The 18,614-nt window shown below is 70.0% G+C and carries 20 protein-coding genes and 1 tRNA gene; 13 read left to right on the plus strand and 8 right to left on the minus strand.

Translation table 11 applies throughout. The features are described 5' to 3' along the window. Positions 1 to 101 precede the first annotated feature (101 nt). A complete protein-coding gene (locus VT52_RS20290; protein ID WP_046419659.1) occupies positions 102 to 797 on the minus strand; it encodes a copper chaperone PCu(A)C domain-containing protein in 696 nt (231 codons plus the stop codon). A 614-nt stretch (positions 798 to 1,411) separates the two neighbouring features. Between VT52_RS20290 and VT52_RS20295 the strand changes: the two genes are divergently transcribed. The 7 genes from VT52_RS20295 to VT52_RS20325 all read left to right on the plus strand — a co-directional run bounded on the left by VT52_RS20295 (position 1,412) and on the right by VT52_RS20325 (position 8,464). After that, positions 1,412 to 1,894 carry a CarD family transcriptional regulator gene (locus VT52_RS20295; RefSeq protein WP_003953493.1) on the plus strand — a complete coding sequence of 161 codons (483 nt, stop codon included), beginning with the start codon at positions 1,412 to 1,414 and terminating at the stop codon, positions 1,892 to 1,894. Positions 1,895 to 2,262: 368 nt separating this feature from the next. Beyond that, positions 2,263 to 3,060, plus strand: coding sequence for a 2-C-methyl-D-erythritol 4-phosphate cytidylyltransferase (ispD, locus tag VT52_RS20300; protein ID WP_046419642.1), 798 nt, complete (start codon positions 2,263 to 2,265; stop codon positions 3,058 to 3,060). Beyond that, positions 3,050 to 3,541: a 2-C-methyl-D-erythritol 2,4-cyclodiphosphate synthase gene (gene ispF, locus VT52_RS20305; RefSeq protein ID WP_046419639.1), complete on the plus strand. Its 492-nt coding sequence runs from the start codon at positions 3,050 to 3,052 to the stop codon at positions 3,539 to 3,541. The genes ispD and ispF overlap by 11 nt, the downstream gene beginning before the upstream one ends. Before the next feature lie 84 nt (positions 3,542 to 3,625). Then, the gene (locus tag VT52_RS20310; RefSeq protein ID WP_046419637.1) at positions 3,626 to 4,030 is read left to right on the plus strand and encodes a PPOX class F420-dependent oxidoreductase; all 405 of its coding nucleotides are present in this window, start codon (positions 3,626 to 3,628) and stop codon (positions 4,028 to 4,030) included. Between the two features lie 112 nt (positions 4,031 to 4,142). Then, positions 4,143 to 5,543, plus strand: coding sequence for a cysteine--tRNA ligase (gene cysS / locus VT52_RS20315; RefSeq protein WP_046419630.1), 1,401 nt, complete (start codon positions 4,143 to 4,145; stop codon positions 5,541 to 5,543). Between the two features lie 99 nt (positions 5,544 to 5,642). Continuing rightward, positions 5,643 to 6,587 carry a 23S rRNA (guanosine(2251)-2'-O)-methyltransferase RlmB gene (rlmB, locus tag VT52_RS20320; RefSeq protein WP_046419627.1) on the plus strand — a complete coding sequence of 315 codons (945 nt, stop codon included), beginning with the start codon at positions 5,643 to 5,645 and terminating at the stop codon, positions 6,585 to 6,587. A gap of 170 nt (positions 6,588 to 6,757) precedes the next feature. Continuing rightward, on the plus strand, positions 6,758 to 8,464 hold the full coding sequence (locus tag VT52_RS20325; protein ID WP_206306568.1) for a DoxX family protein: 1,707 nt from the start codon (positions 6,758 to 6,760) through the stop codon (positions 8,462 to 8,464). Positions 8,465 to 8,556: 92 nt separating this feature from the next. Here VT52_RS20325 and VT52_RS20330 read toward each other — a convergent pair whose 3' ends face one another. From VT52_RS20330 to VT52_RS20340, 3 genes are all read right to left on the minus strand, one after another. Continuing rightward, complete coding sequence (locus tag VT52_RS20330; protein ID WP_046419623.1) at positions 8,557 to 9,288, minus strand: nucleotidyltransferase family protein; 732 nt, start codon at positions 9,286 to 9,288, stop codon at positions 8,557 to 8,559. Positions 9,289 to 9,321: 33 nt separating this feature from the next. Then, positions 9,322 to 9,780, minus strand: a complete 459-nt coding sequence (locus VT52_RS20335; protein ID WP_046419621.1) for a hypothetical protein — start codon at positions 9,778 to 9,780, stop codon at positions 9,322 to 9,324. 172 nt (positions 9,781 to 9,952) lie between these two features. Continuing rightward, positions 9,953 to 11,089, minus strand: coding sequence for an ABC transporter ATP-binding protein (locus tag VT52_RS20340; protein ID WP_046419618.1), 1,137 nt, complete (start codon positions 11,087 to 11,089; stop codon positions 9,953 to 9,955). Positions 11,090 to 11,308: 219 nt separating this feature from the next. Here VT52_RS20340 and VT52_RS20345 point away from each other — a divergent pair. After that, positions 11,309 to 11,382 (plus strand) — tRNA-Thr (locus VT52_RS20345). 81 nt (positions 11,383 to 11,463) lie between these two features. Here VT52_RS20345 and VT52_RS20350 read toward each other — a convergent pair. Beyond that, positions 11,464 to 12,543, minus strand: coding sequence for a tyrosine-type recombinase/integrase (locus VT52_RS20350; RefSeq protein WP_476756026.1), 1,080 nt, complete (start codon positions 12,541 to 12,543; stop codon positions 11,464 to 11,466). Positions 12,544 to 12,674: 131 nt separating this feature from the next. After that, entirely contained in the window at positions 12,675 to 13,211 is a 537-nt protein-coding gene (locus tag VT52_RS20355) for a hypothetical protein (RefSeq protein WP_046419617.1), read from the minus strand. A 270-nt stretch (positions 13,212 to 13,481) separates the two neighbouring features. Here VT52_RS20355 and VT52_RS20360 point away from each other — a divergent pair, with 270 nt between their 5' ends. Further along, complete coding sequence (locus VT52_RS20360) at positions 13,482 to 13,691, plus strand: hypothetical protein (RefSeq protein WP_046419614.1); 210 nt, start codon at positions 13,482 to 13,484, stop codon at positions 13,689 to 13,691. A gap of 340 nt (positions 13,692 to 14,031) precedes the next feature. Here the strand turns inward: VT52_RS20360 and VT52_RS20365 are convergent, their stop codons facing one another. After that, the gene (locus VT52_RS20365; RefSeq protein WP_046419613.1) at positions 14,032 to 14,829 is read right to left on the minus strand and encodes a DUF1963 domain-containing protein; all 798 of its coding nucleotides are present in this window, start codon (positions 14,827 to 14,829) and stop codon (positions 14,032 to 14,034) included. 318 nt (positions 14,830 to 15,147) lie between these two features. Here VT52_RS20365 and VT52_RS20370 point away from each other — a divergent pair, with 318 nt between their 5' ends. Both VT52_RS20370 and VT52_RS20375 read left to right on the plus strand, forming a co-directional pair. Then, the gene (locus tag VT52_RS20370; RefSeq protein WP_046419724.1) at positions 15,148 to 15,549 is read left to right on the plus strand and encodes a hypothetical protein; all 402 of its coding nucleotides are present in this window, start codon (positions 15,148 to 15,150) and stop codon (positions 15,547 to 15,549) included. A 66-nt stretch (positions 15,550 to 15,615) separates the two neighbouring features. Then, the gene (locus tag VT52_RS20375) at positions 15,616 to 16,074 is read left to right on the plus strand and encodes a hypothetical protein (RefSeq protein ID WP_046419611.1); all 459 of its coding nucleotides are present in this window, start codon (positions 15,616 to 15,618) and stop codon (positions 16,072 to 16,074) included. Positions 16,075 to 16,272: 198 nt separating this feature from the next. Here the strand turns inward: VT52_RS20375 and VT52_RS20380 are convergent, their stop codons facing one another. Continuing rightward, positions 16,273 to 16,587 carry a hypothetical protein gene (locus VT52_RS20380; RefSeq protein ID WP_046419719.1) on the minus strand — a complete coding sequence of 105 codons (315 nt, stop codon included), beginning with the start codon at positions 16,585 to 16,587 and terminating at the stop codon, positions 16,273 to 16,275. A gap of 922 nt (positions 16,588 to 17,509) precedes the next feature. On the opposite strand from VT52_RS20380, the gene VT52_RS20385 reads away from it, so the two are divergent. Further along, entirely contained in the window at positions 17,510 to 18,307 is a 798-nt protein-coding gene (locus tag VT52_RS20385) for an IPT/TIG domain-containing protein (protein ID WP_046419609.1), read from the plus strand. A 127-nt stretch (positions 18,308 to 18,434) separates the two neighbouring features. Further along, the coding region (locus tag VT52_RS39730; RefSeq protein WP_206306571.1) for an IPT/TIG domain-containing protein at positions 18,435 to 18,614 on the plus strand (180 nt) is incomplete at its 3' end.

Raw genomic sequence — 18,614 nt, forward strand, 5'->3', positions numbered from 1 at the left:
CCCCTCGGGGGTGCCGCCCTTCGCGCTGTGCGGGAGTCCGCTGTGCGGGAGTCCGCTGTGCGAGGCCCCCACGACCGCTCAGCGGCCGGTCGTACGACCGCTCAGTGGCCCGCGCCGGCCGACTGCGACGCCGAGTCGCTCGGGGTCGGGCCGGTGCCGGTGCCGGTGGTGGCGGTGCCGCTCGCGCTCGTGCTCGCCGAGGGGTTCGCGCCGTCGTGCTTGCCCGGCTTGGCGCTGCCGGAGGCGGTGGCGCCGGCGGCCGGGGAGCCGGTGGGGGCGGACGGCACCTGGGAGGGGCCCCACTTGTCGAAGTAGCTGGTGGCCGGGACCACGAAGGCGCGCAGGCTCACCGCGCCGGCCTTGCTGAAGGTGAAGGTGACCGGCTGGGCGTTGCCGTCCTGCACGCTCTGGTGGCCGCCGGGGATCTCGGCGGAGGCGTTGCCCTTGCCGCCCAGGATCAGGGAGCCGTGCGCCGGGACGGTCAGGCTGCCGCCCTTGGCCGGGGTCAGCTTCACGGTGTCGCTGGTGCCCGGGATGCTGATGGACTGCAGGGTCTCGTCGTCGCTGCCCGCGTTGAACAGCGTCGCGGAGACCACGGCGGGGCCGGTCGCCTTCGGGTCCGGCTGGGTGATGACCAGGGCATTCTGGATCTTGATGTCGCCCACGCTGGTGGCCGCGTTGTCCGGCTTGACCTGAAGCGTCTGCGAGTCGTTGCCGGCGCCGCAGGCGGCGAGCGAGGCGATCGAGAAGACAATGGCGGAAGCGGCGAGTGCGCCGCGTCGAAGGCTGCTGCTCACGGCGGCGGCAACTCCTAACGCAGGGGCGGCTTCCTTGTAAAGCCGCCCTAAGTGTCTGTCAGCGGCTTCAGGTTACCGAGCCGTTCCCGCGTGATCGCACCCGACCCTCCCCCTGGCGCCGGCCTTCCCGCCAGGTGGGGGTACACGGCCCGGACAACGCTCCACGCGTCTCAGCAGTCACAGCGGTCTCTCCGGTCACTTTGCCGAGGTCGCGGTACCCCATTCGCATAACCGCGCGCAAAATTTCCGTGAAGGAATGTACCGCCGCCCCGGAATTGATCACCGGATCACCCGTCCGGCCGTCACTGATCAATTCCGGAATCGGCTCACATGCGCCCGCGGCCTCCGAACGGAGTAGCGGAAGTCGTACGCCAGGAACCGGACAAAACGGGACGTTCATCCACTTGGCGTGTGCGCGCGAGGTGTGTAACGTACGCGTTTCACCCCGTCCGGACAGCCCCTCCCACCTGCGAATTCCCGCTTCCGGAGGGACCTCGCAGCACGTTCCGGTTGCTGTTGTCAAGCCCCGAGATATGCCCTGACCTGCGAAAACGCCATTCAGAAGACGCCGTATCCGTGTTACCCTGGATAGCCACGGAAGGGGTACCTGTCACATGACGTTCAAGGTTGGCGACACCGTGGTCTATCCCCATCACGGGGCCGCGCTGATCGAGGCCATCGAAACTCGTCAGATCAAAGGCGTGGACAAGACCTACTTGGTGCTGAAGGTCGCCCAGGGTGACCTCACGGTGCGTGTGCCAGCGGACAATGCGGAGTTCGTCGGCGTGCGTGATGTGGTCGGTCAGGACGGACTGGACCGGGTCTTCGAGGTGCTGCGCGCGCCGTACGCCGAGGAGCCCACGAACTGGTCCCGTCGCTACAAGGCAAACCTGGAGAAGCTCGCCTCCGGCGATGTCATCAAGGTCGCGGAAGTCGTGCGCGACCTGTGGCGTCGTGAGCGCGAGCGCGGACTGTCCGCCGGTGAGAAGCGCATGCTCGCCAAGGCTCGCCAGATCCTGGTGAGCGAACTCGCTCTCGCGGAGAACACGAACGAGGACAAGGCCGAGGCCCTGCTCGACGAGGTGCTCGCCTCCTGACGTGCCCGTGCCGTGGGCGGCGATCCCCGGGCGGCGGCTGATGTCCTGATCGGTCCTGCCGCTCGCCCCCACTCCCGCACGGCCAGCACAGCGCTCTCGCACATCCTCAGCGCAGCGAAAATGCCGCGGTGCCCGATGACACTCGATTCTGTCGCCGGGCGCTGCGGCATGTTCGTCTCCGCGGCGCCGTCTGTGGCCTACCCCCGGAAAGCCCCTCGAAACGAAGCGGGCCCCCGATACTCGATGTGCCGGGCCCGGGTGGACGGCCTCGACCAGGGGTCACGGAAAGGGTCCGGTCAAGGCGTCGCGCCCGGCGCTCCTCCAGCCAATACCCAACTAGGTCGAGCACACAAACCTGACAGGAACCGATGTCTGACGAATCGCGTCCCTCGCCCGCCGGACCGCCCTCGGCGCCCGTGCGGGCCCCCGTCGCCGCCGTGATTCCCGCCGCCGGCCGCGGCGTACGGCTCGGACCGGGCGCGCCCAAGGCGCTGCGGGCACTCAACGGCACTCCCATGCTCATCCACGCGGTGCACGCGCTGGCGGCCTCCCGCCATGTCTCCCTCGTGGTCGTGGTCGCCCCGGCGGACGGTCCCGCCGAGGTGAAGTCGCTGCTCGACGCGCACGCGCTGTCCGGGAGCGCCCCCAGCGGCAGCTGGGGGAGCACCGACTTCCAGGTGGTGCCGGGCGGCGAGACCCGCCAGGAGTCGGTGGCCCTCGGCCTCGCGGCCGTACCGCCCGAGTACGGTGTCGTCCTCGTCCACGACGCGGCCCGCCCGCTGGTCCCGGTCGACACCGTCGACGCCGTGATCGAGGCCGTGCGCGACGGCGCGCCGGCGGTCGTCCCCGCGCTGCCGCTGGCCGACACCGTCAAGGAGGTCGAACCGGCCACCGAGCCCGGCGCGCCCGAGCCGGTCGTGGCCACGCCGGAGCGGGCCCGGCTGCGGGCCGTGCAGACGCCGCAGGGGTTCGACCGGGCGACGCTGGTGCGCGCGCACGAGACCGTGACCGAGGACGTCACCGACGACGCGAGCATGGTGGAGCAGCTCGGCCTGCCCGTGGTGACCGTGCCCGGTCACGAGGAGGCGTTCAAGGTGACCCGCCCGCTGGACCTGGTCCTCGCCGAGGCGGTCCTGGCCCGCAGGAGGCTGAACGATGGCTACTGAGACGCCACTGCCCCAGGTCGGCATCGGCACAGACATCCACGCCTTCGAGGAGGGCCGCGAGCTGTGGTGCGCCGGCCTGCGGTGGGAGGGCGAGGGGCCGGGTCTGGCCGGGCACTCCGACGCGGACGTGGTCGCGCACGCCGCCTGCAACGCGCTGTTCTCCGCGGCCGGGCTCGGTGACCTCGGGCAGCACTTCGGCACCGGGCGGCCGGAGTGGTCCGGCGCGTCGGGGGTCACGCTGCTCACCGAGGCCGCGCGGATCGTGCGTGCCGCGGGCTTCACCATCGGCAATGTCGCCGTGCAGGTGATCGGGCCCCGCCCGAAGATCGGCAGACGGCGGGACGAGGCGCAGAAGATCCTCTCCGAGGCGGCCGGCGCGCCGGTGTCCGTCTCCGGTGCCACGACCGACGGCCTCGGCTTCCCGGGGCGCGACGAGGGGCTGATGGCGGTGGCGACCGCGCTGGTGGTGCGGGCGTTCTGAACCCCGCGGCCTCCTGGTGCGGGTGAGCCGGGAGCGTGCGAGGGTACCCGGAGAGTCACCGTCCGCGGCCTTTCGGAGGTACCCATGCCCGCCGCCCTGTCCGACCGGCTCAAGTCCCTGCTCGACGGCAAGGTGTTCATCGTCGTCGGCACCGTCCAGCCCGACGGCAGCCCGCAGATGTCCCCGGTCTGGGTGAAGCGCGACGGCGAGCACCTCCTCTTCTCCACCACGGTCGACCGCCGCAAGAAGCTGAACCTCGACCGCGACCCCCGTGTCACCGTCGTCGTCATGAACCCCGAGCAGCCCTACGAGTACGCCGAGATCCGCGGCACCGCCGAACTGACCACCGACGGCGGCCGGTCCCTGATCGACGAGCTGAGCCTCAAGTACACGGGCAGGAAGTACGCGGAGTTCAACCCCGAGTCGTCCCGGGACGCGGAACGGGTCGTCGTACGGATCACGCCGCGCAAGGTCGTCGGACGGCTCTGAGGGCCGGGGAAAGGCGGGCGGAGGGGGCGAACCCGCGCATGCCGCCGGGGGAGGGCGGCGTAAACAGGGGAAGGGGCGTGAGGCACTGGGTCGCGCCCACTACTCTGGAGTGGTGACTATTCGCCTGTACGACACCAGCGCCCGGCAGATCCGTGACTTCGCCCCGGTCAAGCCGGGCTGTGTCTCGATCTACCTGTGTGGCGCCACCGTGCAGGCCGCCCCGCACATCGGGCACATCCGCTCGGGCCTCAACTTCGACATCATGCGCCGCTGGTTCGCGTACCGCGGCTACGAGGTGACGTTCGTCCGGAACGTCACCGACATCGACGACAAGATCATCACCAAGGCCCGGGAGCGGGGCCGCCCCTGGTGGTCCATCGGCTACGAGAACGAGCGGGCGTTCAACGACGGCTACACCGCCCTCGGCTGCCTGCCCCCGACCTACGAGCCCCGCGCCACCGGCCATGTCACCGAGATGGTCGAGATGATGCGCACCCTCATCGAGCGCGGACACGCCTACGAGGCCGACGGCAGCGTCTACTTCGACGTCCGCTCCTGGCCCTCCTACCTGGAGCTGTCCAAGCAGGACCTGGACGAGATGCGCCAGCCCGCCGAGGAGGGCATCACCGGCAAGCGCGACCCCCGCGACTTCGCCATGTGGAAGGCCACCAAGCCCGGCGAGCCCGACTGGGAGACCCCGTGGGGCCGCGGCCGTCCCGGCTGGCACCTGGAGTGCTCGGCGATGGCCCACAAGTACCTGGGCTCCGCCTTCGACGTGCACGGCGGCGGCCTGGACCTGATCTTCCCGCACCACGAGAACGAGATCGCGCAGGCCAAGGCCTTCGGCGACGAGTTCGCCCGGTACTGGGTGCACAACGCCTGGGTCACCATGAGCGGCGAGAAGATGTCCAAGTCGCTCGGCAACAGCGTGCTGGTCTCCGAGATGGTCAAGCACTGGCGCCCCATCGTGCTCCGCTACTACCTGGGCACCCCGCACTACCGCTCGACCATCGAGTACAGCGAGGAGGCCCTGCGCGAGGCCGAGGCCGCGTTCGGCCGTATCGAGGGCTTCCTCCAGCGTGTGACCGAGCTGGCCGGCGAGACCGTCGAGCCCGCCGCCGAGGTCCCGCCCGCCTTCGCCGAGGCGATGGACGACGACCTGGGCGTCCCCGGCGCCCTCGCCGTGGTGCACACCACCGTCCGCCAGGGCAACAGCGCGCTCGCCGCCGACGACAAGGACGCCGCGGTCGCCCGCTTCGCGGAGGTCCGCGCCATGCTCGGCGTCCTGGGCCTGGACCCGCTGGACGCGCAGTGGGCCGGCGAGTCCGACCAGAGCGAGGACCTGCACGGCGTCGTCGACAGCCTCGTACGGCTCGTCCTGGACCAGCGCGAGTCCGCCCGCGCCCGCAAGGACTGGGCCACCGCCGACGCCATCCGCGACCAGCTCGCCCAGGCGGGCCTGGCCATCGAGGACGGCCCGCAGGGCCCGCGCTGGACCCTGGGCGCGCGCTAGCCACCGCGGGCGCCCGTTGATCGATTGTGCCGCCCGGCCCCCCGGGCGGCACACTGCATAAGACGTACGTACGAACAAAGCTCACGGAACAGGTGACTCATGGCCGCGAACAACCGCCGCATGTCCGGCAAGAAGGGCGCGCAGGTCGGCAGTGGCGGCCAGCGGCGCCGGGGCCTGGAGGGCAAGGGCCCGACCCCGCCCGCCGAGATGCGCAAGGGGCACGCCAAGCAGCGCGCCGCCGCCGCCAAGGTCCGCCGCTCGCAGGGCGGGCGCCCGCAGGCGCGCCGGGGCGGCGGCAGGTCGACGTCCGAGCTGGTCGTCGGCCGTAACCCGGTGGTCGAGGCGCTGCGCGAGGGCGTCCCCGCGTCGACCCTCTACGTGCAGCAGTTCATCGACAACGACGAGCGTGTCCGCGAGGCACTCCAGCTCGCCGCCGAGCGCGGCGGCATCAACCTCATGGAGGCCCCGCGCCCCGAGCTGGACCGCATGACCAACGGCCTGAACCACCAGGGTCTGGTCCTGCAGGTCCCGCCGTACGAGTACGCGCACCCCGAGGACCTGCTCGACGCCGCCGCGGACGAGGGCGCGGACCCGCTGGTCGTCGCGCTCGACGGGGTCACCGACCCGCGCAACCTCGGCGCGGTCGTCCGCTCGGTCTCCGCGTTCGGCGGTCACGGCGTGGTCGTGCCCGAGCGCCGTTCGGCCGGTATGACCGCCGGTGCCTGGAAGACCTCCGCCGGTGCGGCCGCCCGTACCCCGGTGGCCCGCGCCACCAACCTCACCCGCGTCCTGGAGCAGTACAAGAAGGCGGGCGTCACGGTCGTCGGCCTGGCCGCGGACGGCGAGGCCGAGCTCGGCGAGCTGGAGGCCCTGGCGGGCCCGGTCGTGATCGTGGTCGGCAGCGAGGGCAAGGGCCTGTCCCGCCTCGTCGGCGAGACCTGCGACCACCGGGTGCGCATCCCGATGCCGGGCGGCACCGAGTCCCTCAACGCCGGTGTGGCCGCGGGCATCGTGCTCTACGAAGCCGCCCGCAGGCGGAGCTGACCCGCGCGGCGGTCCGCCGAAGCGCCACGCCGACGGGGCTGAACACCCGTCCGGAACTTCACCCTTACGCGGGAATCCAGGCGTCCATATGGCGTTCGACGCTGCTTTGACGGGGCCCGGACACATCCGGCCGGTCAAAGCAGTGTCCTAACTCCATGTCACTCGGTTAGATGAGTGTGGACACCAGAACACCCCGCACACCCACGGGGGACCGCTCGTCGGGATTCGACGACGCTCCCGCGCTGAGCATGGTGAAGGTGCCGAGCGACCCGGCGCAGATCATCGTCAACCACGCCAGCTTCCGCGTGCAGCTGGGCGGGACGGCCGGGCGCACCCGGTCCGCCCGGATCGCCCGCCATCTCAGCGCCGCCCAGGACACCGCCCGTACGCCCCTCGCGGGCCAGGCGGTCCGGGCCGGCGCCGGCCGCCGCCGGCCGGTCGTGTGGAGCGGCCGCTCCGCACCCGACGACACCGGCGCCCACCGGCTCCTCCAGGCCGTGCGGGGCAGCATCGTCCGCCACGCCGAGGAGCCCGACGCCGGCGCCACCCGCGTCATCCCGCGCGTCGGCACCCCCGGCTACGACGAGGCGTACGACGCGCTGGACCGGACCACCGAGACCCCTGTCGTCGGCCACCAGCGCACCGCCGCCGACGGCGGCGGGGGCACCCGGCTCCTGCCGCACATGCGCAGCGGCTCCTACGACCAACCCCCCTACCCGCGGACGGACTTCGGGCGCCACGACGGGTACGACGAGTACGACGGGTACGACGACGACCCCACGGAGCCGTTCCCGCCGTACCCCGCGGACGACGAGGACGACCTCGACATCCCGCGCCCCGCCCGGCGCGGCGCCGACGACCCGGGCCGGCACGCCTACTACCCGGGCCGCCGGATGAACCTCGGCGTGGTGCTGCTCCCGCTGCGCATCTTCCTGGGCTTCATCTCGATCTACGCCGGCATGGGCAAGCTGTGCGACCCCGTCTACTTCGACGGCGGCAAGCGCGGCTCCATGGTCACCTGGCTCAACACCCTGCACCCGTGGGAGGTCGCCGAGCCGCTGCGCCAGTTCGCCCTGCACCACCCGGTCGGCTCGGGCCTGGTGATCGCCTTCCTGCAGGTCGTGGTGGGCGTGCTGACGATCCTCGGCTGCTGGCAGCGGGTGGCCGCGGTGGTCGGCGCGCTGCTGTCGGCCGCGCTGATCGTCACGGTCAGCTGGAAGACGGTCCCGGCGTACGACGCCCCGGACATCATCTACCTGGCCGCCTGGTCCCCGCTGATCATCGCCGGCGCCCCCGTCTACTCGGTGGACGGCCGCCTCGCGGGCAGCGCCTGGCGGCGGCTCGGCCCCCGCTCCGACATCTGGGAGCTGCGCCGCTACGTGCTGCGCCGCGGCGCCCTGATCACCGGGCTGACCGTCGGCCTCACCCTGCTGGTGGGCTCGCTGCTCGGCGGCGCCGTCCGCGACTCCAGCCGCGTGGTCGTGCCCGGCCCCGGCGAGGCCCCCCGCAACAACGTCCCCGGCTCCCCGCTCCCCGGTGAGCCCGGCACCCGGCACCGGACCACCCCGTCGGCGCCCGCCTCCCCCTCGGGCGGTGCCACGGCCGGCGCGAGCCCCTCCGGCTCGGCCACCGCCCCGGGCGCGAGCCACTCGGCGGGCGGTACGACCACCACGCCGAGCGCGACCCAGGGCACCACGGGCCGGGTCCCGCCCCGCCAGTCCGCCCCCACCGGCGGCGCCCCCAGCACCACGGCGGGCCCGACCGGCACCGGCGGCACCTCCACCACCTCCGGCGGCTCCGCCCCGGGCGGCACCTCCACGTCGAGCGGCGGCGCCTCCACGGGCCAACCGGGCGTACTGGGCGGCCTGCTGGGCTGAGGCCGGGCGGAACAGCGGAGGAGCCCCCGTACCGGGAAGGTACGGGGGCTCCTCGTCGTGCGGGGCAGTCGGGGGCAGGGGGACCGGGAGGGCTACCGTCCCAGCGCCGCCAGTTCCTTGGCCGCCTCGGTCAGATCCTTCGCGGTGTCGATGGCCCGCCAGTACGCGCCCTGCGGCAGCGGGAAGCCCGCGAGCTTCCGTTCCCGGGCGAGGCCGGGGAACGTCGTGCGCTCATGGTCGCCGCGCTCGGGCAGCAGGGTGGTGAACTCCGGCGAGAAGACGTACACACCGGCGTTGATCTCGAACGTGGACGGCGGGGCCTCGATGAAGTCGGTGATGTGCCCGAAGCCGTCGGTGCGCACCGCGCCCCAGGGGATCCGCGGCCGGGCCAGCGCCAGCGTCGCCACGGCGTCCCGCTCGGTGTGGAAGTCGGCCATGTCCCGCAGGGAGAAGCGGGTCCAGATGTCGCCGTTGGTGGCGTACCAGGGCCGGTCCGGGTGGGGGAGGTGCGCGGCGGCGAACTTGAGGCCGCCGCCGCGGCCGAGGGGCTCGGTCTCCACGACGGTGCGCACGGAGACCGGCAGCTGGGCCGAGTCCAGCCAGTCCTGGAGGACCTCGGCGAGATGGCCGCAGGAGACCACCACGTCCGTCACACCCTCCTCGGCGAGCCAGGCGAGCTGGTGGCCGATGATCGGAGTGCCCGTGCCGGGGATCTCGACCATCGGCTTGGGCCGGTCGTCGGTGTACGGACGCAGCCGGGAGCCCTGGCCGCCGGCCAGGATCACGGCTTGGGCGGGGCGCGACGCGGCGTTCGGATGGGTCATGACCCGCACTGTACGTGGCGCCCCGGGCCGGGTTCAGCCGCGTGCGGCCAGCACCCCGGTGGCGAAGGAGGTGTCGCACACCGGGCGCGCGTACGACTGGGCGCGCGAGGCACCGTAGATGCGCACCGCGGCCCGGCCGAGGGAGCGGGCGATGGAGGTGCAGTGCCGGGCGAGCGAGGGGTGGCCGTTGACGGCCTCCTGGAGGTGGGTGAGGACCACGCCCGGGTTCTTCTCGTGCAGCTCGCTCAGCAGGCGGTCGCGCAGCACGTCCTCGGGGGCGTGGGCGACCGTCTTCGGGGCGGCCTCCGCCGAGGTGATGTCGGAGGCGGTGAGCACCGAGCCGGCGGGGTTTCCGGTCCAGTTGACCCGGGTGACCGCGAGGGTTCCCGAGAGCACCAGGACGACGGGCAGGACGAGGGCGAGGGAGCGGCCGACCCGGCGGGCAGGGCCCCGGTGGCTGCGTCGCGTCTGAGTGGTGATGGAGTGCTTCACGCGTGTGAGGGTAGCGGGCGGTAATGACGCGAGGACATTCCGTCACCCTTATGGGGGATGAGAAAGTGCGGTTTTCGGGGTAGGGGGTTGACGCCCGGCCCGGAACGATCATGCGAGGAGGGCCCTGCGGCGTACCGCGGGGCCCTCTGCCAAAACGGTGTCCGGGCGGTGCTCAGTCGGACAGGCGCTCGCCGGTGGACGTGGAGAACACGTGGGTCTCGCCGGGGCGCGGCACGACGTGCAGGGTGGCGCCCTTCTCCGGCACCTGGCGGCCGTTCACGCGCACGACCAGCTCCTTCTGGCTGCCGTCGATGTCGGCGCTGCCGTAGACGTAGCCGTCGGCGCCCAGCTCCTCGACGACGTTCACCGACACGGCGAGACCGGCCGGGGCGTCGGCGGCGTCCTTGGAGAGGGCGGCCGCGGCGGCGGCGCCGTGCTCCACGACCTCGAAGTGCTCGGGGCGCACGCCCACGGTCACCGTGCGGTCACCCTTGTCGGTGGCGGCCTTGAGTGCCTCGCGGTTGACGGGCACCACGCTGTTGCCGAACTTCACGCCGCCGTCGGTGATCGGGACCTCGACCAGGTTCATGGCCGGGGAGCCGATGAAACCGGCGACGAAGAGGTTGGCGGGCTTGTCGTACATGTTGCGCGGGGTGTCGATCTGCTGGAGCAGACCGTCCTTGAGGACCGCCACGCGGTCGCCCATCGTCATGGCCTCGACCTGGTCGTGGGTGACGTAGACGGTGGTGATGCCGAGTCGGCGCTGGAGCGAGGCGATCTGGGTGCGGGTGGAGACGCGGAGCTTGGCGTCCAGGTTGGACAGCGGCTCGTCCATCAGGAAGACCTGGGGCTCGCGCACGATCGCGCGGCCCATCGCGACACGCTGGCGCTGGCCGCCGGAGAGCGCCTTCGGCTTGCGGTCGAGGTACTCGGTGAGGTCGAGGATCTTCGCGGCCTCCTCGACCTTCTGCCGGATCTCCGCCTTGTTGACGCCGGCGATCTTGAGCGCGAAGCCCATGTTGTCGGCGACCGTCATGTGCGGGTAGAGCGCGTAGTTCTGGAACACCATGGCGATGTCCCGGTCCTTGGGCGGCAGGTGGGTGACGTCGCGGTCGCCGATGCGGATGGCGCCGCCGTTGACGTCCTCCAGACCCGCGAGCATCCGCAGCGAGGTGGACTTGCCGCAGCCCGACGGGCCGACCAGGACGAGGAACTCGCCGTCCTCGATCGCGATGTCGAGCGCGTCGACGGCGGGCTTGCTGGAACCCGGGTAGATCCGGGTCGCCTTGTCGAACGTGACAGTGGCCATGGTGAATGGGCCCCCTTCTACCGGCAGGAACGTGCCGGACGATCCGTTGTAGGAAGGTGGTTGGTGTAGTCCACGCGAGTGAACCGTTTCGAGACGGTACCCGGCGTTCACGTGATCTGTCAGTACATGGGCGACGGTGGACTTCGCGGAAATTTTCGACGGGTCCACGAGGTGACGTGGGTACACTGCACAGGCACGTCCGCGCATCGCGCGCGGCACGCCTCCTTAGCTCAGCTGGTCAGAGCGCCGCTCTTGTAAAGCGAAGGTCGTCGGTTCGAATCCGACAGGGGGCTCTTGGGTTGAACGGCGCGAACGCCCCGGCCGATGATCGGTCCGGGGCGTTCGACATCCACAGGTGACATCAACGCGGGCGGTCACTCACGTTCGACACGGCGCCTGAGCAGGCGATCCATGTGGCTGATGGCCTCGCGCTGCGTGTCCGAGGCCACGTGCGTGTAGACGTCCATGGTGATGCTGATCTGGCTGTGCCCCAGGATCTCCATCACGACGCGGGGCGCGACACCGGCCGCGGTGAGGAGCGTGGCGCAGCCGTGCCGGGCGTCGTGCAGACGGATGCGCCGAAGGCCGGCAGCGGCGGTGATGCGGAAGAATGACCGGTTGATGTTCTGCGGGTCGATCGGGCGGCCGGTGCGGGTGGTGAAGACGTACGAGGACGGGGACAGCTCGACCCCTTTGAGCCGAGCAGCCCCGAACTGCCGCATCCGGTGCCAGCGGAGCGCCGCCAGGCAGATCAGGGGGAGAGGCACGGGACGCGCCCGGCCGCTCTTGGTCGTGTCCTCGTACAGCTCCCCGCCCACGCGCTGCACCTGCTTGCTGATCCGCAGCACCCGGTGTTCGAGGTCCACGTCCGACCAGCGGAGCCCCAGGATCTCGCCACGCCGCAGGCCCATGGAGACCGCCAGGACGAAGGCGGCGTACAGCGGATCGCGGCGGGCCTCCTCCAGGAACTTCAGCGTCTCGTCCAGCGTCCACGGCGTCAGCTCGCGGCGGGGCACCTTCGGGGCTTCCACGAGCGAGGCGGCGTTCCGCGTCACCAGCTCCTCACGGCAGGCCGCGGTGAGGGCGGTCCTCAGCACGCGATGCGCCTCTTTGGCCGTGGCCGGGGAGGCCCGGCGCGACACCTCGGCGATGAACGTCCGCACGTGGCGGGGCCCCAGCGCCTCCAGGCTCTTGGAGCCGAGGAGCGGCACGAGGTAGAGGCGCACGTGCATCGCGTACTTGCTGTACGTCGTCCGCTTGTGGTTGGGCTTGATGAAGTGCTCCAGCCAGTACGGCAGCCACTCCGGGCACCGGGATGGAGGGGGCGCCGCCGTCGGCTGCGGGTCCGTAGGAGCGTGCGCGGGGAGCTCCCATCCCATCCACCGCCGACCCAGGCAGAGCCGAGCAGACGCGGCCCATGGCGTCCAGGTCGTTCGTACAGTGGCGCGCTCCACCTGGACGCCATGAACCACGCCCGCTCCACGGTGTGTGGGTCGACGGCGGACGGGATGGGAGCTGGGGAGGGTGGTGGGCTGAGGAGGGAGGATGCTGCCGTGGGAGATGAATCCAGGCGCCACGCACCGAGTCACATGAACCGGAGCAGCACCACCAGGGCAATCGGCGCGGGGAGCACAGCACGTACCAGCCGCCACTGAACGTCCTCGCGCACGACGAGTGCCAGGAACGCGAGTGAGTACGGAGCCGCCAGCGGAATCGCCGAGATCAGGCCTACGGTCAGCGACACGTGATTACCGAAGACCAAGATCGTCCTCAGAGCGACCCACCCGGCCATCCCCGCCGTGAGTACCTGAACCGTGAGCAACCGGCGCCGGGTGCCACCTGTAGTCACGCGAGACTCGGCAATCGTTTCGCGGACGATCATGACGCCCGTCCATGCGAAGAGCGTTGCGACAGCCAGGATGATAAGCAGCCCGAAGGCGGCGAGCCCGCCGTCACCGAGGATCGAGTCCGGGTGCCAGAACGTCTCGATGAAGATCCAGACAGGAACACCCAAAATGATGCCTGCCGCCCATGTGGAGACGATCTCCTTACCGAGACGGTCCGACCACCACTCTTGCAGGACCCGCCCCCACAGCAAGATCTTGCGCAGGCTCTCGCCCATACGTCCGCCCTCCCCTGACCGCTCGGCATCCTAGGCTGACCTCTGAGAAGCCCCATCAGGTGCGTGTCTAACTACGTGACAACGCCGACGAACAGGGGGCGGACGAGCGCGAACGTCTGCGGACCGTCAGCGCAGGTGAGAGGCACAGCACCCCGAGGAAGCTCCCCCACCCCAGTTGCTTCGGGACGAAGAGGTCTGATCGCCATCTGGTCCTTCAACGTCGTACAACCGTACGGACTTGCCCAGGGATCAAACCAGTAACCTCAGTTCATGGCCGACAACACACCGCACCGGCGTCGACTCGCGCTCACCGTGCTCATCGTCTGGCCGGCCCTGTCACTTGCCGGATGGGGTCTGGCCCGAGTCCTCGGAGGACCGGAGGACCTCGCCGACTCCGCCGTGAGGGTGGGCGCGCTCATCGGCGCCGTGGCGGTGGTCGAGAGGGCGCGCCAGCGGCGGAAACGCCATCGATCCAACTAGGCGCTCGGTGCAGCAACAACCACAGCGACCCGCACCAGGTCCCTGACATCCAGGCCTGACATCAACGACACCAGACGCAGGCGCACGCGACCGTATCTATCCGATCGCGAAGAAGGCGAGTATCACCAAGTACACGGCTGCTGGATCGAACTCCTAAAGCGGTGGTCCGTGATCTTCGAGCGCCCAGTCTGGCGGGAAGTCACGGGGAGCCGACGCGCGATGGCCGCACCGCAAGTGCACCAGAACAGCGGGAACAGCCGGGGCCACAGTGAACGCAGACTGTGCCAGATGGAGTTCTACGGCGGATACGGCCTCCCGCGACGATCTTCTGTTGTGCGCGTCAACAGCAGAGGACCTGTCCCACTACCTTGCTGAAGTCGCCAGCCGCGAATGCCTTGGCCGGGATCGTGAAATACAACGTTCCCGCGTCACCCCAACCCCATCCGAGCTCGGTGTCCTCGGCAAGCTGGAGTAGATGGACGGCTGCGCCGTCGGAGTCGCGAGACGACACCTTCAGCGTGTACGAGGTGTCCGGCCAACCGAAGGCACAGTGACTGCCAGCGGTGTTTCCATCGAGATCTCCCATCTCGCTGAGGATCAACGATGCCGCTCCCCAGTGCTGGCCCCTGTCGAACTCCACGTCATCGTCCTCGACGTCCCAGCAGTCCGGGAGCATGGTCACCTCAGCCGCGTGGACCGGCATCACCGCGTAACTTCTCGCTGGTTGGGGGGCTGTCACCATGACTGCCTGTGCCGGATCGGCAGGGATGACGCGGCATACCCCAGATTCGGACAGGTCCAGTTTGCGGTACTCCTCGTACGGCAGGTCTGGATCCAGGTAGAAGAAGTTAAGCAGGCCAGGCCGTACGGGCAGTTCATTGCCCAGCCAGGTAGCGAGAGCATCCGTGTCCAGCACGGCGTGCAGGGACAGCGGAACACCGTTCTGTTCGGGCCACAGGGTCTCCGGTTCGAGGAGGGCAGGACCCCCAAGCCGACATTGACCGGTTGCCTGGGCCCTTTCGGGTGCGCGGATCAGCCGGAAGCCGCGGCGGGCCAGGGCAGCAAACTGCCGACCTGCCCTCTCACCGAGCCGCTGGGTGCACACGTCAAACAGGCTGCCAGGATCGTCGAACTGCATGCCAGGATCTTGCCAACCTCTGCTTGGCCTCGGCCACCTTGAAGCACGAGACGCGCCACTCGACCGCTGACAACTCTGGACACCGGAGAGGCCTGTCGGGCGCACAGACCAGACGACCGCTCCCGTGCCAGACGCGTGCCAGATCCTGCGGGGAACCACGGGGAACAGCGGGGACTGGTCACGGCGCGACCAGGTCTCTGATGCCGACTCGCCGCAGGTCAGCCGAGCGACTGCCGACAGAAGACCCAAGCTTCCCAAGCTGGGGTTCTCCCATGAAGACAGGTCTTGCTGTCAGCCCTGCGCTGTACGGTCCGCTCCATGGCTGAGAGACCGACGACGAACTGGCGCAGGGGCATAGCTGAGGAGGCCGCGGAGCTTGCCGCCGGCACCCTGGATCCCGACTGCGCGTGCATGGTCGAGCTGTTCCCCGAAGAGCTCTTGCTGGAGACCGATGCCGTCCTCGACGTGTTCGAGGCCGACTTGCCCACGCTCGCCGAAGGCGACGACGCACGGATCTTCGCTGCAGTGGAGCGCGTCGTCCTGGCCCTGAACGCCGTGAACGAGGCTCACGACGAATGCGCCTTCGAAACCGATGAACGCGAGCAGCTGTGCGCCTACATCGATGAGGCACTCACCGAGCAGGGAGTCGACGTCGCGGCTCTGACCGCCAAGTGCGGGCTGGGTCGGCACGAGCTCACGGACCGGTGGCGGGACTGGTGAGCAACCCCGCGTCGTGAGGGATCAGGCGGACTGCGGCCATGCGAGAGGAGTGTCTACGATCGCGCCGTGAGCTACGACATCTACTTCTTGAGCAGGCTCGATGGGCAGTCTTGGGACGAGGTCCTGGAGGCGATGGAAGACGCGGCCGAGCACAGCGAGCCGATCCCTACTCGCGTCCTTGAAGCCTGGGACCGAATAGTGCCGCAGGCTCGGACCCTGCTCGGCGAAGTGGAGATCACGGAGTACGAACAGGAGTCGCGAGACCTGAGCCACTCGGGCACCGGCATCGACCTGTCCGTCTTCGGTGACGAGGTGAGCATTACTGTGCCCTACTGGCATGCAGGGGACGACACTGAAGTCGTGCTCGGCCAGGTCTCGGCCCTTGCGGCCATCGTCGAGAAGGAGACCGGGCTGACTGCCTACGATCCCCAGACAGAACGTCCGCTGACGGAGACACCACCGGTAGGCTCGATTGAGCTGATGTCGCGAATCACCGAGGATCTGCGCAGCCGCTACGGCGGTTGAGCCCCATGCACCGGGGGAGCCGGCCAGGTTTCGAGCAGCATGCTCGCCGCGTGCCACAGTCGTGCCAGATACAAGGGCCATCCACGGTCAACCGGGGTGCTTCGCGGCCGAGTTCCGCGGTGACCCGACCAGGTATCGAAGCTCCAGGTCAGGGCCCCCGCTCCCCAGCCTCTCTCCTAAAGCGGTTGTCCGGCGGGCTCACCGAGTCCAGACCCGCTGGAACTCCTCGGCCGGGATGGCCTTCAGGGGGTCCCTTTCAGGATCGAGCGCCTGGTCTGTCAGGAAGCCGTGCTCGTCCTCTAGGTGCTCCCAGCTGTACCGGTGGAGTTGGCCGGCCGGAGTCAGCTCGGCTTGCTTGATGGCGATCAACTCGCCGCGGTCGGGTACGGCCTCGAAGTACCACAAGCCGCCGTCCTCGTCGGCGTGGCAGAAATGGTGGCGCAGGGTGGCGGCCTCATCGAGTGCTCGGAAGTACGCCACGGTCTCTGCTTTGATGCGCTCCAGGTCAACCACGGGATCATCGTGCCAGTGAGCGCGCGCGGGTTGCTCCACTCTGACATCCACGAGTGACATCAACGACGCCGGACGCCAGCACTCCTGGGCGGTCCGACACGGCCAGTGTGACCGGGTGGCTCCCCGGCAGTACCGAGGAGCGATCGAACTTGTAAAGCGAAGGTCGTCGGTTCGAATCCGACAGGGGGCTCTATACGTACCGCGCTGACCTGGGGTTTCTCTCAGGGGAAGCGCCCTGCCCGGCCTCGGGCTCCCCGCCCGGGGCCGTTTGAGTGAGCGAGTGCGCCACCAGGACCGTGCCCACGGGGCGGGCAGCGACCTCGGCGATCGCGAGGTCGGTCTCGGGAGGCAGCCTCGTGGCGTGTCCGCCGTGATGGCGATCGAGGAATGGCCGGCAATCTCCCGGATACCCTTTTCACCGATGACACCCGCTCGGTGGGATTCCTCCATCCCCCGGTGCCGGCCGTAGCTCTCCCGAGGTACCAGCGCGGCGAGCGCCGTGGACGAGTGCCACCGGCACCAGAACCGACCGGTCGAGGCCGCGTGGAACGGTTCCGTGCCCTTCCCGCGCCGCTGTGCGACGTCAGCCGGTCGCTCTCACGGCTCGCCGCGCAGATATTCTTCATATATCCCCGCAGGCACGTGAATGTAGCCCATTTGGGTGATCTGTCGTTGCGCTTATTGCCGCTTCCTACGCCCAAGTGGCTCACTGGCTGACGTCCGACCAGGTGGGCCGCCCATCCCTCCGCTGGGGGTATCGGCGGCGGTGCTGCGATTCCCATTGACGCCTCGGCTCGGCAACTTCGGTCACGGGCGCCCCCGGCGGTGCGATCCAATCCGCCGCCTGCTGCCTGCCTTCGCGGGCGGCACCGGTCTGGATGCGACGGCACAACTCACCATCCGACCTCACAGGAGGACTCCGATGGCACCCGTCATCACTTCCATCAGCCCCACCCAGGGCACGGCCAGTACCGTTGTGGTCATCACCGGTACCGGGTTCGGCGCCCTTGCCAGCACACCGACCGTCTCCTTCGGCAACACGTCCGTGAGCGGCGCGGTCACCATCGCCAACACCCAGATCACCGTCACCGCCCCCAGCGGGTGCGCGGGGCAGGTCAACGTCACCGTCACCGTGGGCACATCCACCAGCAACGGCAAGGCGTTCTTCTACGTCGCGGCCCCCACGATCGGGGGCCTGAGCGCCAGCGTCGGCCCCGACACCTCCCCGCCCGCCACCACTCTCTACGGCAGCGGGCTCGCCGCGGCCACGGCGGTCACCTTCGGCGCGGCCGGCGCCGGCACCCTCGGTTCCGTCGTCAGCGACTCCCAGCGTTCCGCCACCCCTCCGGACTTCGCCGTCACCGGGGCCCCGGTCACCGTCGGCATCACGGCGACGAACCCGGGCGGGGACAGCGTCGTCACCGGCTCCGTCAATCAGTACACCTACTACGACCAGCCGACGGCCACCACCATCTCGCCCGACACGGGATCGCCGGGCGACAGCGGCGTTCTCATCACGGGCACCGCCTTCTACAGCGTCAGCGCCGTCACCTTCACCGACCCCGCCGGACCGACCGACTACGCCGCCGACTTCACCCAGCTCAGTGACACCCAGCTGATCGTGACGGTCCCTTCGGGTGCTCCGACGGGAACGGCGCTCGACGTCACCGTCACCAACCCCGGCGGCACCACCACCCCCGCCCTCACCTACACCACCTGATACCCGCGTAAGTCGTGTGTGCCCTGGGCGCTCAGGGCACACACGCCCCGCCGCGGGTCAGGGGCCGACCAGTCCCGCGCGGAATGCACACCCCCCGAACGAGAGACAACCAAGAGAGGCCCGCTCCATGCCACCGGTGATCAGCACTCTCAATCCCGCCCAGGGCCCCGCCGACGGCGGCAACCAGGTCATCATCTCGGGCGCCGGCCTCATCGGTGCGACAGCCGTCCGCTTCGGTACGAACTCCGCCGCCTACACGGTGGTCAGCAACTCCTCGATCAGGGCCATCGCGCCTCCGGGTTCGGGC

Origin of the sequence: Streptomyces malaysiense (assembly GCF_000980885.2) — a bacterium.
Classification (GTDB): domain Bacteria; phylum Actinomycetota; class Actinomycetes; order Streptomycetales; family Streptomycetaceae; genus Streptomyces; species Streptomyces malaysiense.

Bases quoted from the DNA above. Each gene is read 5' to 3' on its own strand.
- VT52_RS20365 (WP_046419613.1), bottom strand. From the start codon at position 14,829: ATGCAGTTCGACGATCCTGGCAGCCTGTTTGACGTGTGCACCCAGCGG.
- VT52_RS20355 (WP_046419617.1), bottom strand. From the start codon at position 13,211: ATGGGCGAGAGCCTGCGCAAGATCTTGCTGTGGGGGCGGGTCCTGCAA.
- ispD (WP_046419642.1), top strand. From the start codon at position 2,263: ATGTCTGACGAATCGCGTCCCTCGCCCGCCGGACCGCCCTCGGCGCCC.
- VT52_RS20370 (WP_046419724.1), top strand. From the start codon at position 15,148: ATGGCTGAGAGACCGACGACGAACTGGCGCAGGGGCATAGCTGAGGAG.
- VT52_RS20340 (WP_046419618.1), bottom strand. From the start codon at position 11,089: ATGGCCACTGTCACGTTCGACAAGGCGACCCGGATCTACCCGGGTTCC.
- VT52_RS20385 (WP_046419609.1), top strand. From the start codon at position 17,510: ATGGCACCCGTCATCACTTCCATCAGCCCCACCCAGGGCACGGCCAGT.
- VT52_RS20295 (WP_003953493.1), top strand. From the start codon at position 1,412: ATGACGTTCAAGGTTGGCGACACCGTGGTCTATCCCCATCACGGGGCC.
- VT52_RS20310 (WP_046419637.1), top strand. From the start codon at position 3,626: ATGCCCGCCGCCCTGTCCGACCGGCTCAAGTCCCTGCTCGACGGCAAG.
- VT52_RS20330 (WP_046419623.1), bottom strand. From the start codon at position 9,288: ATGACCCATCCGAACGCCGCGTCGCGCCCCGCCCAAGCCGTGATCCTG.
- VT52_RS20360 (WP_046419614.1), top strand. From the start codon at position 13,482: ATGGCCGACAACACACCGCACCGGCGTCGACTCGCGCTCACCGTGCTC.
- rlmB (WP_046419627.1), top strand. From the start codon at position 5,643: ATGGCCGCGAACAACCGCCGCATGTCCGGCAAGAAGGGCGCGCAGGTC.
- VT52_RS20325 (WP_206306568.1), top strand. From the start codon at position 6,758: ATGAGTGTGGACACCAGAACACCCCGCACACCCACGGGGGACCGCTCG.
- ispF (WP_046419639.1), top strand. From the start codon at position 3,050: ATGGCTACTGAGACGCCACTGCCCCAGGTCGGCATCGGCACAGACATC.